The sequence below is a fragment of the Larkinella bovis genome (assembly GCF_042655385.1).
Classification (GTDB): domain Bacteria; phylum Bacteroidota; class Bacteroidia; order Cytophagales; family Spirosomataceae; genus Larkinella; species Larkinella bovis.
The window spans coordinates 607,481-629,863 of record NZ_JBHSMA010000001.1 but is presented as its reverse complement, the minus strand read 5'-3'; the positions used below and the strand labels follow the sequence as shown (position 1 = coordinate 629,863).

Genomic DNA, 22,383 nt, shown 5'->3' with positions numbered 1-22,383 from the left:
CCGTATGAGAATTGGTATTTTAGTCCGGTATGTGGTTTTACTTTTTTCAATTCTGGTGTATATCGGCAGCTGTTCGTCGGAGGTCCGGAATACGGCCGTTCGGGAAGGCCTTATTGACGACGAATACCGGTTTGGGGATTTGTACCGACTAGCCACCCTATCGCAGTTTAAATCCCGGCAAACGCCTTGCCCCCCCGCTTATCCGGCGGATGGCCCCCGGAAACCGGTTCATCTGTATTTTATTGGGGATAGTTTTACGGAGCCGCAGCGACTCGGGCTGCAGGACCTGCCGGTCGAATATTTTCACCGGACCAAATGGGATACGTACGACCGCATCCAACTGGACACGTCCAAAACCAATGTGCTGGTGATCGAAACCGTTGAACGGCATTTTCGCGATCAATTCGGAAAATACATCCATGAACTGACGGTGGTTTCGGATACCACCCAGCCCGTTCCGAAACCGAAAAAAACCTGGACCTGGCAAAGTGCGACCCACGAACTGGAAAGCCTGTTTTCGCGGGATGCCGTGGAAGGACGACTGGAGAGCATTCTTTTTTTCTCCGATTGGGCGCTCTGGTTCAAAGAGATGAAGGCACGGCTGACCCTGGACTGGTTCGATCGGGTGAACCCCAAAACCTCGTTATCACCCGATAAACAGCATTTACTGTATTACTTCGATACGGACACCTCCCTGCACAACTCCTCCTTCAAACCGCTTCCCGATTCGCTGTTAAACCGTTATATTGACACGATCAACGTCGTCGCGAACCGGTATCGTAACCTCGGGTTCGATCAGGTGTATGTATCGATCATTCCCAACAAAACAAGCATTTACGCCCCGGATATGGGTCCGTTACCCTATAATCACCTCATCGAACGCGTACAGCAGAGTCCGCGGCTGGCAGTTCCCACGATTGACATTTACACGCCATACAAGGCCAGTAAAATCCCGCTGTACGAAAGCAGCGATGCACACTGGAACTGCGACGGGCGACTGATCTGGATGCGGGAGGTGGCGAAAAAGCTGGAAACCCTTCCCGACCCGCCGAAACCGGCGGCCAGCCAGCCGGTTTCGGCGGAGTAAAACCCGTCCCAACAAAAAAGCTTATCACGGATTGTGATAAGCTTCGGTTTGTAGGATGTAGCGGGCTCGAACCGCTGACCTCCGCCCTGTCAAGACGGCGCTCTGAACCAACTGAGCTAACATCCTGCGTCGTTTCAGGGTCACAAAATTAGGAGATTTCTTCGGTTTCCAAACGCACCCGGTAAACTTTTTGTGAAGGAATGCGCCATAAAAGCAGCAAGCCAATGATAAACAGCACCAAAAGCGCGAGAACGCTGTTCCGCATACTGCCGGTAACCTGTTCAATCAAACCGTACATCAGGGTTCCAATCACGATGGAAAGTTTCTCGGTCACGTCGTAAAAGCTGAAAAAGGAAGCCGTATCGTGTGTGCCATCCGGAATCAGTTTGGAGTACGTTGCCCGTGAAAGCGCCTGAATACCACCCATGACCAGCCCGACCAGAACGGCCAGCCCGTAAAACTGATTCTCGGTCTGCACGTAATACGCCCCGATGCAAATGCCAACCCAAACCGTTACGGCCATCATTAAAGCGTAAATGTTTCCAAACCGCCCCGACAGCCTTGCAAACAGAATTGCGCCCGGAATCGCAATCAACTGAATGAGCAAAATGGTAATGATCAGACTCTGGGCGGGCAATTTCAGTTCGTCGCTCCCAAAAATGGTAGCGATATACATGACGGTTTGCACCGCCATGTTGTAGACGAAAAACGCCAGCAGAAATTTCTTCAGCAGTTGCTGGTGCTGCACCTGCGCAAAGACTTTCTGCAATTCCCGAAAACCGTTAAAAATCCAGCTATCCGAATTTTCGGCCCGGGCCGGCCGTTTGGCCGGGGGCAAAAACCGGAAGGACAATAAGGCAAACCCAATCCACCAGATGCCGACCGTCAGAAACGAAATGCGGGAAGCCATAGCGCTGGACAGGCCACCATACCATTGCGGAAACAAAATCATTGTCAGGTTGAACACCATCAGGAGGACACTGCCGATGTAACCCATCGTAAAACCGCGCGCACTGACCCGGTCGATCTGGTCTTCGGTCACAATTTCGGGCAGGTAGGAGTTGTAGAAAACAATGCTGCCTCCCCACCCCACCAGGCTCAGGATGAAGCAGAAAACCGCAAAGGTGGTGGTTTCCTGCGTAAAGAAATACAAGAGTGAACAACTGATGGCGCCCAGAAAACAGAAGAACTTCATGAAATTCTTTTTCTGACCGCTGTAGTCGGCCAGGGCCGACGAAAATGGGCTCAGGAGGGCAATCAGCAGGAAGGAAGCCGAAACGGCATACGAAAAAAGAACGGAGTTCTTGACCGAAAAGCCCAGAAAATCGATGACGTTACCGCCCGCATCATTCAGGGCCGTAGCGCTGAAGTAAACCGGAAAAATACTGGACACAATGACCAGCGAATGCACGGAATTGGCCCAGTCGTAGAGGCACCAGGCGTTAATGACACGGCGGTTATTTTTCATGGGAGGAAGGATTCCGGAAATTTCAGGGTGAATATAAGGATGTTCCGGCAAGCCTTCAATCCTTCATTCTTTTTTATAATACCGCACATAATCGATCGTATACACAAACGGAAATTTGGATTCGTCGATGGTGCCCCCACTCGTTCCGCCCATTGCCAGATTGAGCAGCAGATAATGCGGTTTTTTGAACTGTTCCCATTCAGCGGGCGTCATATCGCTGGCCTTGTAAATGGCGTAATTATACTCATCAATGAACATCCGGATCTGGGTTTCGTCCCATTCGAGGGTATACGTATGGAAGGTATCCGACAGATCGGCCATGGCGGGCGAAATACTGATTAAGGCCGCATCCTTTCCGCTGGCATCCGCTTTGTGTAAACTTCCAAAAACGTACTCGGGCAACAACCCCAACCATTCCATGATGTCGATTTCTCCGCAGGCCGGCCAGCCAACCTGATCAAAATTGGTTCCTTTGGTCCAGATAGCCGGCCAGGCCCCTTTGCCCACCGGCATTTTGGCCCGAACCTCAATTTTTCCGTACAAAAAATCCGCCAGCCCCTTGGTAACCACACTGGCCGAACTGATCGGCTTCACCTGAAAACTGTCTTTCAGCGCCGTAATAATCAGATGTCCGTTTTCGACGCGGCTGTTGGCGAGTCGTTTCGCCACGTAATGCTGGGCTTCCTGATTCCGGGGGGTTCCGGTTTCGTAGGTCCAGCGGGTCGAATCGGGCAAACCGGTATAGTCAAATTCGTCCGACCAGACCAATTTATAGGCCGGTTCGGGATCGGGCGTATGCTTACAGGCACAGAACAGGGCACCGAGAATACCAATTAGTGGCAACAACTTGATTCGTACTATCATTACTTCAGCAGGTTCAACAACAATTCGGGCTCATCGGTTGTAATGAAATCAACCCGTTGATCCAGAAACCATCTCATACTCAGTTCGTTATTCACCGTCCAGACGCCGACGGTCAGCTTTTTCTGTCGGGCTTCTGCGATCCAGGCGGGTTTTAGGGTTAAAACGCCATAATAATAATCCAGTCCCGTGAGTTTATCCAGCGCCAGCTGATCCGGTGACTCATCACCATTCAGGTAGACAACCCGGGCGGCCGGGGCGAGCGCCCGAATTTTTTTGCAAACATCGTAATCAAAACTGCAATAATCGACAAGCGGACCGATATGAAGCGATTCTACCAGCTCGACCGTTTTGGCGGCCGCTGCCAGCGAGCGGGTTTTGCTAATCCGTGAACCTTTGATTTCCAGCACGATCCGGGTTTGGGCCTGTTTGATGACCTCGGCCAAATAAGCCTGCAGCGTGGGCAGCGGTTCTCCGTTGCTTAATTTTAAGGCTGACAACTGGTCACTGGAAGCCAACTCGACATTAACGCCCTGAAAAACAGAATCGTGAGAAATAAACAACACCGAGTCTGCTGCCATTTGTACGTCCGTTTCACTGGCGTAACAGCCGAGCCGGATAGCCTGCTGCAAGGCTGCGATCGAATTTTCAGGAACACCAGCGGTTTTCCAGGCACCCCGGTGAGCCACCACTTTCGTCAGATAGGCCGGCGAAGAACCCGGATCTTTTTTGCAACTGCCAATAACCACTAACCCCAAGACGGAGAAATAACCGATCCAGTGCTTCATTTAATGAATATACCTTCATAAGAAAGGCTTTATGTATTTCTAATTACTCATAATCCCGGTCAGAACCTGAAAGAACGATCAAAAATACGCAGAAGGCCAAACTTCTGAACATTATTCCCGGTTAGACAGTAAGTTTGCTTTGCTTTGACCCCAAAACGATGAACCGACTCGCCCAGGAAACCAGCCCCTACTTATTGCAGCACGCACACAATCCGGTCGACTGGTTTCCGTGGGGGGCCGAAGCGCTGCAAAAGGCGGCTCAGGAAAATAAACCCATTTTGGTCAGCATTGGTTATTCGGCCTGCCACTGGTGCCACGTCATGGAGCGCGAATCATTTGAAAATGAGCAGGTTGCTCAGGTAATGAATGCGCATTTTGTGTGTATCAAAGTGGACCGGGAAGAACGCCCCGATGTCGATGCCATTTACATGGATGCCGTCCAGGCAATGGGTGTCCAGGGCGGCTGGCCGCTGAACGTTTTTCTGATGCCCGACGCCAAACCCTTTTACGGACTAACCTATCTTCCGGCCCGTCAGTGGATCAACCTGCTTTCCAGCGTTCGATCGGCTTTTGATGAACACCGGGATCAACTGGCCGACTCGGCAGAAGGATTTGCCAAACAGCTCAGTATGAGCGTTTCGGAACAGTATTATCTCACGGACACCGAGCCGGTTTTTACGCGGGACTTGCTGAAAGCCATGTATCAGAAACTGGCCCAGTCTTTCGATCCGGTAAAAGGTGGCCCCCGCCGGGCTCCTAAATTTCCGATGCCTAGCATTTATAGTTTTTTGCTGCGGTATTACCACGTGACGCAAACTGAAGAAGCCCTGAATCACCTTCGCCGAACGCTGGACTTTATGGCGCTCGGGGGAATTTACGACCAGATCGGGGGCGGTTTTGCCCGGTATTCAGTCGATGATCAATGGTTTGCTCCGCATTTTGAAAAAATGCTGTACGACAATGGCCAGTTGCTCACGCTGTATTCGGAAGCCTACAGTCTGACCCAAAGTCCGCTGTACCGGAAGACGGTTTTTCAAACAATTGCCTTTATTGAACGCGAATTAACCAGCCCGGAAGGCGGTTTTTATTCGGCCCTGGACGCAGACAGTGAAGGCGTGGAGGGCAAGTTTTACACCTGGACAACGGCTGAATTAAAGACAATTTTGGGGAATGACTTCGACTGGTTCAGTACCTTGTACCACATTTCGCCGGATGGCAACTGGGAGGAACACGAGGGAGAAGGCCGCAATATTCTGCACCGGGTGGTCACCGATGAGGATTTTGCCACCCGGTTAGGCATCCCCGATCCGGAGTTTACCGATAAACTCCGGTCCGCGCATCGCAAACTGATGGCGGTTCGGGACCAACGGATTCGTCCCGGTTTGGATGACAAAATCCTGTGTTCCTGGAACGGGCTCATGCTGAAAGGACTGGTAACCGCCTACCGGGTTTTCGGCGAAGCGTCATTTCTGGAACTGGCCGAACGGAACGCCCGTTTTCTTCGGGAGAAACTAACCCATCCCGAAACCGGCCAGCTCTGGCATAGTTACAAAACCGGCGCTTCTGGTTCGGCGGGAAAAGCAACCCTCACGGCTTATCTGGAAGACTATGCTGCGGTAATTGATGGCTACCTGGCTCTTTATCAGGCCACTTTTCAGGAATCGTATCTACGCGAAGCCGATCGGCTGACGCGGTATGCGCTCGATCATTTCTGGGATGAAGAAGATCATCTGTTCTACTTTACCGATCTGGCCGGTGAGTCACTGATTGCGCGCAAGAAAGAAGTGTTCGACAACGTCATACCGGCTTCCAACTCGATGATGGCGCATAACCTGTATACCTTAAGTCTGTTGCTGGAACGTCAGATCGACGGAGAACCCGCCTATACGGATCTGCTCAATGCCATGATGGGGCGGGCGCAACCGCTTCTTGAGCAAAATGCCGAATACCTGACGAATTGGGCGGCCTTATACGCGCTGCGGGTCCAGCCCACGGCGGAAATCGCTCTTATCGGCCCCCAGGCACTCACTTTTCGCAGCAGGATTGACGAGCGGTTTTACCCCAATAAAGTGCTGTCTGGTACGGAAACCAGGAGTGATTTACCCCTGCTGGAAAACCGGACCACCATCGGCGGACAGACGGCGATCTACGTCTGTTACAACCGGGCCTGCCAATTACCGGTCACGACCGTGGAGGAAGCGTTTACCAGTTTACAGCCCTAGCGTTGTACTGCTTGGTCACCACAACCGGTGGCAACCCCCATACGGACGGCGGGTTATGCCCTTTTAGTTTGAAAACACCAGTCTGCTGACATCCTGTGCCATCAGATTCCGGAATGCCGATATAATTTCCTGTTTCAGGGTAGTCTTTCCGGGTTTATTCATCGCCTTCGTGCCTTCCTGTGAACGGCCTACCGCTGACAATAGAATGCCGATAAACAGATAAACGCCCACTAATAACAACCGGTGACCTAAAACCTTTTTCATAGCCTCTCATTTTATTCATATGCGGACCAAAACCGCACCGATAAATTGACGCTCAAAAGTAGACGATAATTCTGGATTCCTTATGCGTAGTTTCCCCTGTTTTTGGTTACGTACTTAGCCGTTTTATTCGCCGGTCGTACCATCAGATTTTAGTCCGTAATAGGGCAATAATCCAAAAACCGCCGGGTAATCCATTACCAGTTCCGAAGGCATCAGGAAAGCCGGGTGGGGTTCTCTTCAACGAAGGCCGACCAGGCGCCCTTTTTTGTTTTTTTACCGGATGATTTGGTCCCGGGTATAGCCCCTTTATGAAAATGATGGCAGATGGCAATAGCGAGGGCATCGGTCGCATCGAAAAATTCAGGGTCGAGGTCGGCCTGCAACAAGTGCCCCACCATCTGGGCAACCTGTTCTTTGGCGGCATTTCCATTTCCCGTTACGGACTGCTTCACGCGTCGGGGAGCATACTCCACAATGGGAATGCTCCGCGACAGGGCCGCTGCCATTACGACCCCCTGCGCCCGGCCTAATTTCAACATAGCCTGTACGTTTTTTCCGAAAAACGGGTCCTCAATGGCCATTTCATCGGGCAGGTGTTCCTCGATGAGCTGGAGCATCCGCTCAAAGAGTTTCTTCAATTTCAATTCGTGGGTACTATATTTGCTCAGGTGAATGACGCCATATTGCAACATCCGCATCTGATCTTTCCGGACACCGATCACCCCATACCCGGCAATCTGGGTACCGGGATCGACTCCGAGAATAATTTTGTCGTACGTTACAGGTTCAGAAGCAGAGTTGGAAATGGGCATGGAATCGTTCGTGATTTAGCTGTGAACTTATGCAAAGTAACGGGTTCGTCCCTCAAAGAACGTATTCCAGGACCAAAAAAATCGTTTTCTGGTTAAAGGCTGGGCTGCTGGCCCTCATTATCAGCTATATCATTTATACCTTAAACCGCCAGCAACACGACTTTCGTTCGGTCTGGACCTATTGGCAAACGGCAAACTGGTTCAGCGTTCCCGCTTTTTTACTACTCCTGCTGACTCCGGTCAACTGGCTCCTGGAAGCATTAAAATGGCAGATTCTGGTCCGACGCGTTGAGCCCATTTCGCTGAAAGAATCCACGCAGGGGGTTTTAGCCGGTTTGGCCATGGGGTTTGCCCTACCCGCCCAGCTCGGTGATACGGCTGGCCGGTTGCTCTCCCTCCGCTCCGACCAGCGTTGGCAGGGCATCGGAGCGGCCCTCGTTTCAGGAGGGATGCAGTTTTTTGCGGCCATCTTTTTCGGCACCATTGCCCTGTTTTTGCAAATTCAGCGGGAAACCAATGGGGTACCCCTGGCCCAGTGGGTGTTGTTTCTTGCGCTCGTTCTGACCCTGCTGGCTGGTTTGGTAGCCGGCTGGCAACGCCATTGGTTTGCGAATTCCCGGTTTCGCTGGATGCGTCGGTGGGAAAAATACTGGTCGGTCGCGTCGTATTACACCCCCACCGAATTATGGTGGGCCTTTGGGGTAGCATCCCTTCGTTACCTGACCTTTTCCCTGCAATTTTATATTGCCCTGGCGCTTTTCGGAATTCGGTTACCATTCCGGGAAAGCCTGACCGGCATCGGTCTCGTCTACCTTGGCAAAACCATTATTCCGGCTTTTAATTTGCTGAGTGACCTGGGCGTTCGGGAAGCCACCTCGCTTTGGGTGTTTGGGCAATGGCAGGTTCCTGCTCCGCAAATTCTGTCCGCAACACTCTCGCTCTGGCTGTTCAATATCCTGACTCCGGTTTTGGCCGGCCTGTTCTGGGTCTGGAAACTAAAACTATCAAACAACTGATAATTAATGTTTTATAGTATTGTAAGTATAGCAATAGTTTATGCCGCCTTCACCCTTCTGCTCACCCTAGTCTGGTGGAGAATGAAACGGTTTTCCGTCCCAGCCTCCTTCACGGACGCTAAAAAACCACGGATCAGTGTCATTATCCCGGTGCGAAATGAGGAACGAACGTTGCCGCATTTGCTAAATGACCTCCGGCAGCAGACCTATCCTTTCGACTGTTTTGAAGTGATCGTTGCCGACGACGCTTCGACCGATAATACCCTGACAGTCATACAGGAACTGGTTTCGCAACTCCCTTACTCCCTCTATCCGCTGGCCCTGCGCAACGAACCCACTTTCTCCCCCAAAAAACGGGCGATCCGCCAGAGTATTTCCCTCGCCACGGGAACCCTGATTGTGACCACCGACGGCGACTGCCGCGTTGGTCCCCGGTGGCTGGAAACAATTGCGGCCTTTTACCACCAGACCGGTGCCCGGTTGATCAGTGGTCCCATCAGCTTTGACCCGGTCGATTCGGTATTTGGAAGGCTGCAAACCGTTGAAAGCAGCAGTTTGATTGGCGCGGGGGCCAGCACGATGAAAATGGGATTTCCAACGATGTGTAACGGCGCGAATCTCACCTATGAAAAGGCGGTTTTTGAGGAAGTGGGCGGTTTTGACGGCATTGATCATGTCGCTTCCGGGGATGACGAATTACTGATGCATAAAATTGCCAACCGTTATCCTAACGGTGTTAGATTCCTAAAAAGTCCGGATGCCATTGTGCAGACGCCCCCTCAGGCCAGTCTGAAAGCCTTCTTTCATCAGCGGAAGCGATGGGCCAGCAAATGGCGGGCTTATCAAAGTATCGGTCCTTCGGTGCTGGCGGTTTTTATCTTCGCCAGCAATCTGGCCCTGCCGCTGGCGGTCATCGGTTTTTGGGGGTTCACCTGGTCGGCTCCCCAACTTATCCTGGTGTTGGCCTTGAAAGCTGTGCCGGAGTGGTTATTTTTGGGCTCGATACTCGCATTTCTGAAAAAGAAACACCTGATAGGCTGGATTCCGGCCACCCAACTGGTTTATCCGCTGTACGTCGTATTTTTTGGCCTGGTGGCGCAGCAAAAGGGCTTTCAATGGAAAGGTCGAAGCCTGCGTTAATCGATTGAAAACCGCTCAAGCAACGCGTTTCTATGTTTTTGCATAAGACCAATTTTCTGCTGCGCACGTTATTTCCCCGATACCAATGGCGGGTTTCAACGCCGGAAAAAGTGATTTACCTCACATTCGACGACGGCCCGATCCCGGAGGTAACGGAGTTTGTCATCGATACGCTAAAGCAATTTCAGGCCCGCGCTACCTTTTTCTGCATTGGCGATAATGTCAGAAAACATCCCGGCATTTTTCAACGCGTCCAACAGGAAGGGCATTCCATCGGTAATCACACCTTTAATCATCTGAATGGCTGGAAAACCGACGACGCATCCTACCTGGCTAATTTCCGCCAGTGTCAACAGCAATTAGGCATTCCGACCCGCCTTTTCCGCCCCCCCTATGGACGAATGAAACGCAGCCAGGGTACCGAAATTCTGAAATCGCATGACGTCATTATGTGGGATGTGCTGACGGGTGATTTTTCGCAGTCGCTCAAACCGGACGTTATCCTGCAAAAAACGCTCAATTACACAGAACCGGGTTCTATCGTACTTTTTCACGATAGCATCAAAGCCTGGCCACGAATGAGTTATACCCTCCCCAGAACATTGGCGCATTTTTCGGAAAAGGGCTACCGGTTCGAAAGCCTGCCGCAAACACCCTTGCATTCGTGAGTCTCGACGCCAGCATTCTGATAGCCGCCAGGAACGAAGAAGCCAACATTCTACGCTGTCTTCGGGCCATCGAACAACTGGTTTACCCGCCAAACCGCTACGAAGTCCTGATTGGAAACGATCAGTCGGAGGACCAGACCGGCACGATCGTCGCCGAATTTATCCGAAACAAACCCCATTACCACCTGATTCCGATCACGGAACGGGTTGGCAAACAGGCCGGCAAATCGAATGTCCTGGCCCAGCTAGCCCGAAAAGCCCAGGGGCGAATTCTTTTATTTACCGATGCCGACTGTGAGGTTCCGGCCACCTGGCTGGCGGGTATGGTAAAACCCTTCGAGTCGGCAACCCTGGGGATCCTGACGGGCTGTACCCAGATCGTGGGGCAAACCGGTTTTGAGAAACTTCAGGCCATTGACTGGTTCTACGGACAGTTCCTGATCAAACAGTGCGCCGATTTAAAAATTCCGGTTACGGCCATGGGCAACAACATGGCCGTCCGTAAAACCGCCTACGATGCCGTTGGGGGGTATGAACAGCTCCCCTTTTCAATTGTTGAAGATTATCAACTATTTACGGAAATTATCGGTCGTAACTTTGACTTCAGCCACCGCTTCGATGCAGAGGTTCTGGCGACGACCCAACCAATTCCAAATTGGAAAATTTGGTTACAGCAACGGAAACGCTGGCTGGTCGGTGCGCTGCAATTACCGGTTTACTTTGTCTTTCTGTTTAGCTGTCAATTACTTTTTTACCCGTTCCTGCTTACCCTTGCCCACTGGTATCCGTTCGCAGCGGTCAGCATCTGGGCCCTGAAATTTGGTCTCCAGTCCGGGCAACTCCTTTGGATATTTTATCGTTTCCGGCGGTGGGATCTATTACCGTATTTAATCGGTTATGAATTGTATCTCCACATCGGTTATTTGATTTCATTGCTTTACTATCTGTTACCCACTCAAGTGGTCTGGAAAGGCCGAACGTATAAATGATTGACACCCACGCCCATATTTACGATTCGCAGTTTGACGACAAACCGGCGATGCTGGCGACCGCTGAAGAACACGGCATTTCGCAAATCTGGATGCCCAACTGTGCCGCTGAAACCATCGACGCCATGATGGCACTGGCCGACCGGTACCCAGCCTCTTGCCTGCCCATGATGGGACTTCATCCGTGCTACGTCGGCGAAACCGTTGAAACCGAACTGGCAACCGTTGAAAGCTGGCTAAACCGCTACCCATTTCCGTTCATCGGCGAGATCGGGCTGGACTTTTACTGGGATCTGACCCATATCGACCGCCAGTTCGAAGCCTTTACGGTTCAGCTGCAATGGGCTTCGCAGCGAAATTTACCAATTTCCATTCATAGCCGGTCCGCCAAAGACGGCAGCCGGAATGCCTTCGCCGAAGCCGCCGACCTGATTGAAAAACTGGCTTTGCCGAATCTAACCGGTATTTTTCATTGCTTTGTCGGTACGCTTGATGAAGCCCACCGGGCAATCCAGCTCGGTTTCAAACTGGGAATTGGTGGCGTTTCGACGTTTAAAAACGGCGGTTTGGATAGCGTCATTCCCCAGATTGGTCTGGAACACCTGGTGCTCGAAACCGACGCGCCGTACCTGGCTCCTGTCCCCTTCCGGGGAAAACGCAACGAGCCCGCTTATCTCAAGCTCATTGCGCAACGGGTTGCTGACTTAAAACAAATCCCGTTGGAGCAGATCACCGGGCAAACCACCCAAAACGCCCGGCAGCTTCTCGCCCGTTGACTATGTATCGCACCATTCCGATCAACCCGGTTTTGCCCGGAAAAGCCCGCTCATCGGTTCTGGTCATCTACACCGGGGGAACGCTCGGCATGGTATATGACCGGCAGCATGACCAGCTTGTTCCGTTTGATTTTGAGCAGGTTCTGGATCGGGTTCCCGAAATCCACCGACTGGATTTTGAAATCACCGTGGCGGTTTTAAACGAGATCCTGGATTCATCGAACATGAAACCGGCTACCTGGATCAACCTGGCCCGGATCATTCGTGACAACTACCGTTCGTACGATAGCTTCGTGATTTTGCACGGAACCGATACGATGGCCTACACGGCTTCCGCCCTCAGCTTTCTGCTGGAAGGGTTGAACAAGCCGGTTATTTTGACGGGGGCCCAGTTGCCCATTGGCGTGGCCCGCTCCGACGCCCGGGAGAATTTCATTACGGCCCTGGAAATTGCCGCGGCCCAGGAACAGGGGCACCCAATTGTTCCCGAAGTATGTATTTATTTTAACTCATTGTTACTACGCGGAAACCGAGCCAAGAAAAAGGAAAGCGTGCATTTTAATGCTTTTCATTCCGAAAATTACCCGCATCTGGCGATGGCGGGGGTCAATATTGAATACAATACGCCTTTTATTCGGGCGTATGTTCCGGAATCCCCGCTGATCGTACACGAGGACATGGCGACGCAGGTGATCGTTATGCCGTTGTTTCCGGGCATCAGCCCGCCGATTGTCCGCGCCATTCTGGGTATTCCGGGGCTGCGGGGGTTGGTTCTCGAAAGTTACGGCGCGGGCAATGCGCCCACGGAAACCTGGTTTCTGAACGCCCTGGAAAGCGCCATTGGCCGCGGACTGGTGATTCTCAACGTCTCCCAGTGTGATGGCGGGCGGGTAACGCAGGGCCGGTACCAAACCAGCAAACAACTGGATGCGATTGGCGTACTGAGCGGCAGCGACATGACCGTCGAAGCCGCCATCACCAAACTCATGTTTCTGCTCGCCAACGAATCCGATCCGGAACGATTAAAAAAACGGCTGACGGAGCCTATTTGTGGTGAAATGAGTGCGTGAAATCCGAAAACCGATTGTATATGTCACGAATAACCGTCATCTTTGCATCCCGTTTCCACCCAGAGAGGTGTCCGAGTGGTTGAAGGAGCACGCCTGGAAAGTGTGTATACGTCTCAAGCGTATCGAGGGTTCGAATCCCTTCCTCTCTGCGATATTTTCCAATAACCCACTCAAAATGAGTGGGTTATTTTACTTTTGGGTGATTAGGTCTCAACTAAATTACCCTGACCCGCCCGGGCGGGTTTCTCTTTTTAGCCCACAAAAATGCCCGACGGTACCAGCGTCGGGCATTTCAATTTTGAACCATCACAGGAAAGTCCGGCCATAGGGTTTTAAAACGGTCCAAAGCCAGCCAGGTGCAGAAATTCGCCTACTCGTGCTCCACCGCTCACCGGCTCATGTTCCAGATTGAATCGTTTGAACGCTTCTTTCGTAATCATCCTGCAATTTTCGGCCAGTTCATCCAGCGTACAATTGATCCGGCCGAGATACGGCCCGCGCTGGTTTCGGGCTTCCCGTAATTCCATTCGAATCCAGCCGTTGTTCCCGGGTTGCCCCTTCAAACGCCTGAAGGTAGCATTCGCCTGCTCCGGATCCTCCCCCAGGTAAAACCGGCCCAATTCCCGCCACTCGCCGTGTACCCGCATGGTGAGCAGCACTTCATACGTTCGTTCCATTGCTGTGAACATTCCCCGATTTATCCAAAATACGTTAACCTAACTTAAAAAGCCTGTCCTCCTTGGGGAGAACAGGCTGGGTTATGCGGTTTGGGTTTTACCCTATTTCGATACGACGGGGCGCTTTTTGTTTGGCTTCTTCCCGTTTAGGAATCGTCAGGAGCAGGAGGCCATTTTCGTATTTAGCCTCAATCCGGTCTTCATCGACCACATCCTTGGGCAGCGTAAAGCTACGCTGGAAAGATTGATAGCTGAATTCCCGGTGCGTATAGCCCCCTTCCTGTTTTTCCTCCTGATTTTCCTTGCTGGAGGAAATCGTGAGCTGATTCCCATTCAGTTCCACCCGGAAATCCTGTTTCTCCATTCCGGGAGCGGCCATTTCAACCTCAAACGCATCGGCCGTCTCTTTGATGTTGACCGACGGAAGACTCGTTTGCGTGGTGGAAAAATTACGGTTGTTCCAGTTAAAAAGGTCCCGGCTAAAGAAGTCATCGAACAACGCCGGAAAAGCAGAGGACATCGCCCCGTTTCTTTTGATGAGTGACATGATTAACCTAGCTTTTTAAAGTTAAACAAATAGTAACAAAAGGATAAACCTGCAGGTTTTAGCCTTTAAAAACCGCATTTACAAATGATATGCCAAACGAAATCCGGGTAGTAAATCGTCCGAATTCTGTCAGTTTTTCGGCCTGCCCAGAGCCCAACAAACTGACAAATTTTCAGTTTCTGTTGCAGAAATGGCATAATCTCCTTTTTCAAGTGGGCGATACTCGTGGAAAGACGGACTGAATGATGCGTTTTCTTTGCCAACCGAACGGCCTTTTTTCTGTATTTTAAGCCCAAAGCCCGCTAAACAACAATTCCGATGGAATACCCGGAAAGCCAATCCTCCGGAATTGCCCCACCTGGCCTGCGCCACCCATACGGAAGCCTGGTCATCACAAAATCTAACCATTTAATTCCGAAACCCTTATGCAGTCCCATTTGACCAACGCCCTCCTGAAAACCATTCTTCCACTGGTTTGTCAAACCGCAGCGTCTCAACAGGTTATACTGTCTAATCAGGTGCGTCTGCTTTCGCTGCTGACAAACACTGATTACAACGCGATCATGCAGGAACAACAGGAACTTATTGAAAAACACGGCCAGAACCTGATGGAAATGGCCCTGAGGGAAGTTCACAAATTAACGGAGGAAATTTAACAAAGACGCGGGCCATTAGCATCTATCTATTTGTGGCTTAATTGCTGATTTATACTGGCAACCGATTGCTTTTGGAAAAGCTTTGCCAACCACTCTTTTCCCTTAATCTCTACATGATGGTACGTAAAATCGGATAGCGCCAAAATGAAAACGATATAAGGAATCAGCATGAGGTCGTAAACCAGACCGTTCTGCACTTTTAGAATATTGATTAAGCCAATCTTGAACACAAACATGAGCAAATAATGCGTCATATAAATGGAGTAAGAAAGTGTTCCCAATGTTCGAAACACTTCACTATTTAAAAGGGAAGATACGTAGCCGCTCTCAAACGAAAACACACTAATCGTAGCAAGAAATACAATCGGTATTAAATACGTCATACTGGCCGGAACATACATAATCGCCAGCACGGATGTTGCCAAAAACAGACCCTCAAGTACTGAGAAAACAACCCGGTTTGGCGTTTGCCTGATACGGTCGTGCAGAACACAGGCCATACACCCCAGAAAGAAACTATAGGCACATCGTAGAAACCCGAACTGCTCGGTTTTAATATTCAGATTTCCCTGTATCGAAAATAAGGCCCAAAGTGCCAGGCCGGAGAAAATAAGATAAAAGCTTATTTTGGAATAATAAGCCAGTTTCCGGACAAAAATAATCGTGAAGCAAAAAACGAAATAACTAAAAAACTCAGCACTGATGGACCAGCTCGGTGCATTCCAGCACCCCCAGTAAGTTGGCATTCCGTACGACTGAACTAAAAACAGATGGCTTATAAATGCCATTAAATCATTCCGGTCAAAAGGCGGATTTTCAAACGGAATCAGGTCATACAGGACCATCTTACCGAGTTCGACGAGCAGAAAGACGAGCAACATAAAAATATGAAGCGGGTATAAGCGTAAAAACCGCTTTACTAAAAACACTTTGATGCCCGTAAACTTTAATTCATTGTAATTATAGTAAATAACAAATCCACTTAATACAAAAAAAAAGTCGGTAAAATAAGAGGCATGAGAAATAAATAGGGTGTGACCAATATAGCCAGGTCCGGGAGCAAAATGATAAATCGCGACAAGCAAGGCAAATAAACCCCGAAACCCATCCAGTATATGAAACCTTTTCTTCATAATTCGGCAATACAACAACAATCCTAAACCATCAAGGCCATTACCCGCTATCGACACGACAGCAACAGCCGTATACTCCGTTTTAAAAACCTCCAGCTAGCAATTCATTAGGCCCTATTCCACTAATCCAGCGTGAAGGATTAATATTGGATTAAAATGCTTAGGATTTTCGACCTCTCCGCTTGCGTTTGACTCCGCTTTCTTTCCTATTTTCCGACGATCTACTAACCTACGCAGGGGATGTTACATTTAATAGGCCAAACCGCATTGATTTTACCAAAAGTTAGAGTATGGTATGGTCCCTTTCCCAGCTTCCCAAGGCTTGCTAACTACCGCCAGAGCTACTTTTGAGGGCGACTTAGAAAGAAAGTGGAACCGAAAAAAACAGTCTGGCGGTTCACCGGTTAAAAAAGAAGTCTATTCATTTTTCCACCTGAAAAATCTGACCCCTATGGCTGAGAAGAGCAAAGAGGAAATAGAAGCCAAACTGGCAATCGGTCCGGCTGGCCTGGCAAATCAGTCGGCTGGCGGAACCAGCGGCCCCGGCAGCCAGCTCCCCGACGAAGAGATCCAGGACATTGCGCCGACGGAGATTGAAGACAAATACCTGGACGGCGACGAAGATGCACCCGGTGCAAACGTTCGCGAAACCCATCCCAATCGAAACCGGGATGGCAAACCGCAACTCGATAAGCCTTCCTATGGTGGAGGTCACTAACCCAGGAAAAAAAGGAGCGCTTGCAGCGCTCCTTTTTTTCATTTGAATCCCTTCATTCCATTTTAATCGTGCTGCCTCACCTGTTTATTTCAGGGATTCAATCCGTTTAACGCCAGAATGCCTTTCCCCATACCGTTACCTAAAAAAATTGCTCCTCCAGTCCAAAAGTTTTGTAGGTTGTTTTCCAGTACCAGTCTCCACTCCTTCGTTTTAACCCGCTCTTATTGAATCCATTGCGGATCCGATTCAAGGCTATCCGTTCGGCAGGTGCCGATGGAATAAAGTAGCTTAAAACCGGGTTAACTTTTATCGGTCACACATCTTTCTTCGTCCTAAACCTTCTCTTTATCATCATGGAAACATTCGTGGATATTCATTGCCATCCGCATTCAAAACCGTTCGGACGCAGCCTTCCGGCCATCAAACAAAGTGCCAGTCGGAACGATAAAACCAGCCTTTGGCACCATGATCCCCCAACCTTAATCGACAAATTGGTCAATTTCGCGTTGACGCTTACCCGGTTTCGCCAAACTGATTTGACGGCGTCAAGCCGTGGCAACGTTCGGGTGCTGGTTAACGCTCTGTATCCACTCGAACGCGGTTTTTGCCGGAATCGGCTTGGGAAAAGCATCGTTGCCGACTTGCCGATCGATTTTGTAACCGGTTTTGGCAAAAAATACATCGACAGGGTACAGGCCATTACCTCTTCCGAGGCCTATTGTGTAGAACTGAATGAACAGTACGAGTTTCTGAAGCAGATAAACGGTACGGTCATTAAGTTGTCCGGCGGGCAACCGGTTCGGTATGTACTGACGAAGAATTACGCGGATATTGAATCACTTGTTCTGAAGTCGAAAGAGAGCGACCCGCTGACGATTGCCCTCATGCTTTCCATCGAAGGTGCCCACGTTCTGGGGTGCGGGATCGAACAGGGAGCCGTTGAGGAAACCGTCCTCAGGAATATAGCCGCCCTGAAAAGCTGGGAACACCGTCCGCTCTTCATGACGTTTGCGCACCATTTTTACAATGAGCTCTGCGGGCATGCCGAAAGCCTTACGGGCATTCTGCAACAGTTGCTGGATCAGCAGGAAGGCCTGGATGCGGGTTTCACGCCATTGGGTGAGAAGGCCGTCCGGGCGTTGCTGGAGACAACCACCGGCCCCCGGATTCTGATTGACATCAAGCACATGAGCGTGGCCTCCCGGAAACGCTATTTTGACATTCTGGATACCGAATTCAGCACGCAAGACATACCGATTATCGTCAGCCACGGTTGTGTGCGCGGGAATGACCTCGACCGAAACCGATTTCACGACCATCCCATCAACTTTTCGGACGACGAAATCCTGCGGGTAGCCCGTTCCGGCGGCCTGTTCGGGATTCAGCTCGACGAGCGACGGATTGGCAGCGAAAGCGTTTTACGGCACGCGCGTGGTCATCTCAATCGCCGGGAAATTCTGTTTTCCTGGGCGGAACTGGTTTGGCAGCAGATTAAACACATTGCCGAACTGCTCGATCAGCAAAATCTGTTTGCGTGGGGAAACGTATGTTTAGGGACCGATTACGACGGCCTTGTGAATCCAATCAATGGCTACTGGACCCACCGGGAAATGACGGATCTGGATGCTTATTTACTCATGCACGCCCACAATTACATGCGCAATAATCCTCCCCTCCGGAACAGCGAAAACCGCATTCATGAAGAAGAAATCGTGACCCGTTTTATGGGCTCCAATGCCATCGATTTTTTCAAGAAATACTACCGATAACACCAGGTAATCGCCATAAATTATAAAAAGTAATCACCGTATTTCTTTTGTACTGCATGACGCATACTGATACGAAACAAACCATTAAGAAATCCCTTCGGCTTCCTGAAATTCTGGAAGAAGAGTATGCCTATTTATACCACGTTAAACCCGACCGAAAGGCCAACGAGCAATTTATCGCCACGATTCAACTCCGAAATACGGATGAATTAATGGCCGGTATTAAGCCCTGGCTGCGCCCCGAAAATGCAACGACAATTCCAACCCCCAACGAGCTTCGCTACAAAGAACTGGCCCGGTGGCTGGTAGCCGAGCACCCCACCGCCGGAACGCTCGAAGCGTCCGAATTGACGAAACTGATTGAGCGGGTTCTTCAGCAAAAATTAGGGGGAAACCTGGTCAAAGAGGAAGCCTGGATGCACCACGAGGAAATGCCCTTGCGCCCCTACACGCGGGGAATGCTTCAATATTACCGGCAAAAACGTCCTTTTGAACAGAAAAAAGCCGAAGACGTGCAAACCACCAGCGTGTTGAGGTCCTTCCTCAAAATGGCCAAGGCCCCGGAGGCAACCCGGCCCGAGGAGCAGTTCCTGAACCGCTTGCTTTTAGAAGATACCTTCGTTGGCTACCTGGTTCGGGTAGATGACCAGCGTCTGGAAGCTATTTTCAATCAAATGTATAGCCGGAACCAGACGGCTCTCTGTCTTTCTGGCGGTGGCATCCGGAGTGCCACGTTTGCCCTGGGCATCATCCAGGGTTTAGTCAAAATCGACCTGCTGGACAAATTCACGTACCTCTCAACGGTTTCCGGAGGAGGGTATCTGGGGGGCTGGTTAAGTGCCTGGATTCACCACGAAGGATTTCCGGAAGTGATCCGAAAACTCAAGGATCCGTTCAACACGCCCCTCGAACCGGAGGCTGTTCCGGTTCGTCACTTACGCCAGTACAGTAATTACCTGAGTCCGGTTTTGGGTCTGTTTTCGGCTGACTCCTGGACCCTGGCCGCTATCTACCTTCGAAACCTGCTGCTGGTCTGGCTGGTTATTGTTCCCCTCCTGGCCGCCTTTGCCGGACTCCCCTGGTTTTTTCTGAACCTGATTGAGCTGGATATGGATGTATATCCGCATAGCGTTACGTTTGCGCTCGCGCTTTCGGCCATTTTTACAACAATTGGAGCGTTTTTTATTCACTCAAACCGGCCTCAGGCCCGGAATCGGCCCGCAAGGGAGCGAGCCCCCGCTTCAAAACGGAACCAGGGTGCTTTCTTAGTCAAATGTCTCTTGCCGGTTATTTTGGCCGGTTTTTGCATGGCGCTGGCCTGGCACTGGTTTGAGCGATCGAATCAGTTACCCGCCTTTTATCAGAAAATCCGGGATTCGCTGCAACTCAACCAGGATTCCGGATTGCGGATCAAATCATACGGGACCGTCTGGATTATTCTGGGCACCACGGCCGTGCACCTCGCGGGCTGGCTTTTGTCGCTGTGGTTTCGGCCGGCCAACGTAAGCCCGGACAGTAGAGGTCTGAAAAAAAAGCCCCCGACTCCATTCTCCCTGCCGGTTTTTATGATTAGTGTTTTCAAAAATCCCCAAATAATCATTGGATTGCTTCCGCTTGTGGTCTGGGAATTTCTGGCGGTTATTCTGACGGGGATGGTCGCAGGCTTTCTCCTGGAACTTACGGCCCTGTTTTTGCAACTGATCGATTACGACTGGTCGACCTACCGCATTGCACTTTATACCTGCCTGGCGGTTCCCGGTTTTCTCCTATCCATCTTACTCGCGGGCTATTTTTTCGAAGGGTTGGTCAGCGTTTTCACGGATGATGCCGAGCGTGAATGGAGCGCCCGCTACAGCGCCTGGTTGTTGATCACCTCCGTTGGCTGGCTGGCCGTTTGCAGTTTGATCCTGTTTAGTCCGATCCTCACCGGAGTTGTCGTCGAATCCCTGGGTGCCTCCCTAACCGCGGGCCTGGGGATTGGTTCCTGGGTTTTAACGGCCCTGCTCGGTCAAAGTTCAAAAACGGCAAGCGACGGAGCGGGTACTGCTGCCCGCAAAGGAAGTAACGAAAACCGGAGTCTCAGCCGCCTGTTGCCTTTTCTGACCCTGCCGGTAGTCGCCATCATGGCGGTCATTGCCCTCTTTGTGGCCTTGTCCATGCTCGATCTGGTTTTGATTCGGACCCTGTATTCCTGGTTCGATCTGGATCATCTGCATCTGTCAAAACTCACTACCGCCCGATTCGCAGCGGTTAATCCCTGGCTTACTCTGCTGGTGATAACCGGCTTGTTTGTTCTGGGCTTACTCGTTGGCGGCCTGGTCAATACCAATGATTTTTCCCTCCACGCCTTGTACCGCATGCGCCTGATCCGGGCCTATCTGGGAGCCTCCCGCCCACCCGGCGAACGGCAGTCCGACCCCTTTACCGGGTTCGATCCGACGGATAACATTCATATGGGGCGCTTGCTCTTTAAAAATAAACCCATCCAGGGGCCAAGGAAACAGGTCAAACAAAAACCGCCTTTTCACATCATCAATATTGCACTGAATCTGGTTGCCGGACGCAATCTGGCCTGGCAGGAGCGGAAAGCCGAGTCCTTTACCGTTTCGCCCCTGCACGCGGGTGCCCTGTTTTTGGGATACCGGCGAACTTATCTTAACGATACCGGGGGCTTTCCCTATCCGGACGACGATCCCCGGTATTATGGCGGCAAGCGGGGCATCACGCTGGGAACTGCCCTGACAATTTCCGGGGCGGCCGCCAGTCCCAACCAGGGTTATCATTCCTCACCCGTAATCGGTTTTCTGATGACGCTATTCAATGTCCGACTGGGCTGGTGGCTCGGAAATCCGGGACCCGCCGGCGACAAAACGTTCAATAAATCGTCTCCGGGTCTGGCCATCCGGCCCATTCTACTGGAAATGATCGGAAAAACCGATGACATAAGCGAGTACGTTTATTTATCGGACGGTGGCCATTTTGAAAATCTGGGCCTATACGAAATGGTCCTCCGCCGAAACCGGGTCATCCTCGTCAGTGATGCCAGCTGTGACGAAACCTGCACCCTGGAAGACCTGGGAAATGCCATCCGCAAAGTTCGGATCGACCACGGAATTACGATCGATTTCCCGCTTGGGTTCAACATCCGGTCCCGCCTATCCGAATCCACCTCGCCCGGCAAATACCTGGCCATTGGCCGCATCCGTTATTCCGAAGTTACGACCCACCGGTCGGATGCGGCTCAGCCCTGCCAGAACCCCGCTCCTATTGCGGAAAATGCCCCGTTTAATGAACGGGCCAACTATTTCTCGGCCTGCGACGGCATATTATTATACATCAAACCGGCTTTTTACGGCAATGAACCCCGGGATATTTTCAACTATGCTTCGGCGAAAAAGGCTTTTCCGCACGAATCAACCAGCGATCAGTTTTTCAGTGAAAGCCAGTTTGAAAGTTACCGTGCATTGGGTGCGCACAGTATAGAAAACATCAATGCGGATCTGAAATCGGACCTGAACCTATCCTTACAAGACTTTTTCGTCCGGAATACCGAGGGATGGACCAAATGCATTACGGCCCTGAACAAAAAAATCTTTGCCCTTCACCAGAAAGAAACGAACTACCAGCCGGCTAAACGTTAAAAACCGGCCTGTAAAACGGATTGCGCCTAGTCCGGGACGGTTTCTAGCCGTCCCTCCGCATACTGCCACCTCGGGTCCCAA

General features: G+C 51.0%; 20 protein-coding genes and 2 tRNA genes. 13 read left to right on the top strand and 9 right to left on the bottom strand.

Annotation, left to right across the window (positions count from 1 at the left end; all coding sequences use genetic code 11):
• The first annotated feature begins 4 nt into the window (after positions 1-4).
• Entirely contained in the window at positions 5-1,087 is a 1,083-nt protein-coding gene (locus tag ACFPMF_RS02690; protein WP_379840888.1) for an alginate O-acetyltransferase AlgX-related protein, read from the top strand.
• Positions 1,088-1,138: 51 nt separating this feature from the next.
• Here ACFPMF_RS02690 and ACFPMF_RS02685 read toward each other — a convergent pair.
• The 4 genes from ACFPMF_RS02685 to ACFPMF_RS02670 all read right to left on the bottom strand — a co-directional run bounded on the left by ACFPMF_RS02685 (position 1,139) and on the right by ACFPMF_RS02670 (position 4,204).
• A tRNA-Val gene (locus ACFPMF_RS02685) sits at positions 1,139-1,213 on the bottom strand.
• A gap of 22 nt (positions 1,214-1,235) precedes the next feature.
• Positions 1,236-2,555 (bottom strand): MFS transporter, encoded by a 1,320-nt coding sequence (locus ACFPMF_RS02680; protein ID WP_379840887.1) that lies wholly within the window; start codon positions 2,553-2,555, stop codon positions 1,236-1,238.
• Positions 2,556-2,618: 63 nt separating this feature from the next.
• A complete protein-coding gene (locus ACFPMF_RS02675; protein WP_379840886.1) occupies positions 2,619-3,419 on the bottom strand; it encodes a glycoside hydrolase family 16 protein in 801 nt (266 codons plus the stop codon).
• On the bottom strand, positions 3,419-4,204 hold the full coding sequence (locus tag ACFPMF_RS02670) for a glycerophosphodiester phosphodiesterase (protein ID WP_379840885.1): 786 nt from the start codon (positions 4,202-4,204) through the stop codon (positions 3,419-3,421). Before ACFPMF_RS02670 ends, ACFPMF_RS02675 begins: the two co-directional genes overlap by 1 nt.
• A gap of 158 nt (positions 4,205-4,362) precedes the next feature.
• Between ACFPMF_RS02670 and ACFPMF_RS02665 the strand changes: the two genes are divergently transcribed.
• Positions 4,363-6,426, top strand: coding sequence for a thioredoxin domain-containing protein (locus ACFPMF_RS02665; protein WP_379840884.1), 2,064 nt, complete (start codon positions 4,363-4,365; stop codon positions 6,424-6,426).
• 63 nt (positions 6,427-6,489) lie between these two features.
• Here ACFPMF_RS02665 and ACFPMF_RS02660 read toward each other — a convergent pair whose 3' ends face one another.
• Positions 6,490-6,690 (bottom strand): hypothetical protein, encoded by a 201-nt coding sequence (locus tag ACFPMF_RS02660; protein ID WP_379840883.1) that lies wholly within the window; start codon positions 6,688-6,690, stop codon positions 6,490-6,492.
• A gap of 212 nt (positions 6,691-6,902) precedes the next feature.
• Entirely contained in the window at positions 6,903-7,502 is a 600-nt protein-coding gene (gene ruvC, locus ACFPMF_RS02655) for a crossover junction endodeoxyribonuclease RuvC (RefSeq protein WP_379840882.1), read from the bottom strand.
• A gap of 29 nt (positions 7,503-7,531) precedes the next feature.
• On the opposite strand from ruvC, the gene ACFPMF_RS02650 reads away from it, so the two are divergent.
• From ACFPMF_RS02650 to ACFPMF_RS02620, 7 genes are all read left to right on the top strand, one after another.
• On the top strand, positions 7,532-8,518 hold the full coding sequence (locus ACFPMF_RS02650) for a lysylphosphatidylglycerol synthase transmembrane domain-containing protein (protein ID WP_379840881.1): 987 nt from the start codon (positions 7,532-7,534) through the stop codon (positions 8,516-8,518).
• An 81-nt stretch (positions 8,519-8,599) separates the two neighbouring features.
• Positions 8,600-9,658, top strand: coding sequence for a glycosyltransferase (locus tag ACFPMF_RS02645; protein WP_379840880.1), 1,059 nt, complete (start codon positions 8,600-8,602; stop codon positions 9,656-9,658).
• A gap of 32 nt (positions 9,659-9,690) precedes the next feature.
• Complete coding sequence (locus tag ACFPMF_RS02640) at positions 9,691-10,326, top strand: polysaccharide deacetylase family protein (protein WP_379840879.1); 636 nt, start codon at positions 9,691-9,693, stop codon at positions 10,324-10,326.
• Positions 10,323-11,315, top strand: a complete 993-nt coding sequence (locus ACFPMF_RS02635; RefSeq protein WP_379840878.1) for a glycosyltransferase — start codon at positions 10,323-10,325, stop codon at positions 11,313-11,315. The genes ACFPMF_RS02640 and ACFPMF_RS02635 overlap by 4 nt, the downstream gene beginning before the upstream one ends.
• Positions 11,312-12,091 (top strand): TatD family hydrolase, encoded by a 780-nt coding sequence (locus tag ACFPMF_RS02630; protein ID WP_379840877.1) that lies wholly within the window; start codon positions 11,312-11,314, stop codon positions 12,089-12,091. The genes ACFPMF_RS02635 and ACFPMF_RS02630 overlap by 4 nt, the downstream gene beginning before the upstream one ends.
• 2 nt (positions 12,092-12,093) lie before the next feature.
• A complete protein-coding gene (locus ACFPMF_RS02625; RefSeq protein WP_379840876.1) occupies positions 12,094-13,161 on the top strand; it encodes an asparaginase in 1,068 nt (355 codons plus the stop codon).
• Positions 13,162-13,222: 61 nt separating this feature from the next.
• Positions 13,223-13,310: transfer RNA gene (locus ACFPMF_RS02620), tRNA-Ser, on the top strand.
• A 183-nt stretch (positions 13,311-13,493) separates the two neighbouring features.
• Here the strand turns inward: ACFPMF_RS02620 and ACFPMF_RS02615 are convergent.
• Together ACFPMF_RS02615 and ACFPMF_RS02610 are read right to left on the bottom strand one after the other, a co-directional pair.
• The gene (locus ACFPMF_RS02615; protein ID WP_379840875.1) at positions 13,494-13,838 is read right to left on the bottom strand and encodes a hypothetical protein; all 345 of its coding nucleotides are present in this window, start codon (positions 13,836-13,838) and stop codon (positions 13,494-13,496) included.
• Between the two features lie 97 nt (positions 13,839-13,935).
• The gene (locus ACFPMF_RS02610) at positions 13,936-14,385 is read right to left on the bottom strand and encodes an Hsp20/alpha crystallin family protein (protein ID WP_379840874.1); all 450 of its coding nucleotides are present in this window, start codon (positions 14,383-14,385) and stop codon (positions 13,936-13,938) included.
• Positions 14,386-14,810: 425 nt separating this feature from the next.
• On the opposite strand from ACFPMF_RS02610, the gene ACFPMF_RS02605 reads away from it, so the two are divergent.
• Entirely contained in the window at positions 14,811-15,041 is a 231-nt protein-coding gene (locus ACFPMF_RS02605) for a hypothetical protein (RefSeq protein ID WP_379840873.1), read from the top strand.
• A 26-nt stretch (positions 15,042-15,067) separates the two neighbouring features.
• Here ACFPMF_RS02605 and ACFPMF_RS02600 read toward each other — a convergent pair whose 3' ends face one another.
• On the bottom strand, positions 15,068-16,174 hold the full coding sequence (locus ACFPMF_RS02600) for an acyltransferase family protein (protein WP_379840872.1): 1,107 nt from the start codon (positions 16,172-16,174) through the stop codon (positions 15,068-15,070).
• A gap of 451 nt (positions 16,175-16,625) precedes the next feature.
• Between ACFPMF_RS02600 and ACFPMF_RS02595 the strand changes: the two genes are divergently transcribed.
• The 3 genes from ACFPMF_RS02595 to ACFPMF_RS02585 all read left to right on the top strand — a co-directional run bounded on the left by ACFPMF_RS02595 (position 16,626) and on the right by ACFPMF_RS02585 (position 22,302).
• The gene (locus ACFPMF_RS02595) at positions 16,626-16,892 is read left to right on the top strand and encodes a hypothetical protein (protein WP_379840871.1); all 267 of its coding nucleotides are present in this window, start codon (positions 16,626-16,628) and stop codon (positions 16,890-16,892) included.
• A gap of 353 nt (positions 16,893-17,245) precedes the next feature.
• Positions 17,246-18,661: a membrane dipeptidase gene (locus ACFPMF_RS02590; RefSeq protein ID WP_379840870.1), complete on the top strand. Its 1,416-nt coding sequence runs from the start codon at positions 17,246-17,248 to the stop codon at positions 18,659-18,661.
• A gap of 56 nt (positions 18,662-18,717) precedes the next feature.
• Positions 18,718-22,302, top strand: a complete 3,585-nt coding sequence (locus ACFPMF_RS02585) for a patatin-like phospholipase family protein (protein WP_379840869.1) — start codon at positions 18,718-18,720, stop codon at positions 22,300-22,302.
• The last annotated feature ends 81 nt before the right edge of the window (positions 22,303-22,383 follow it).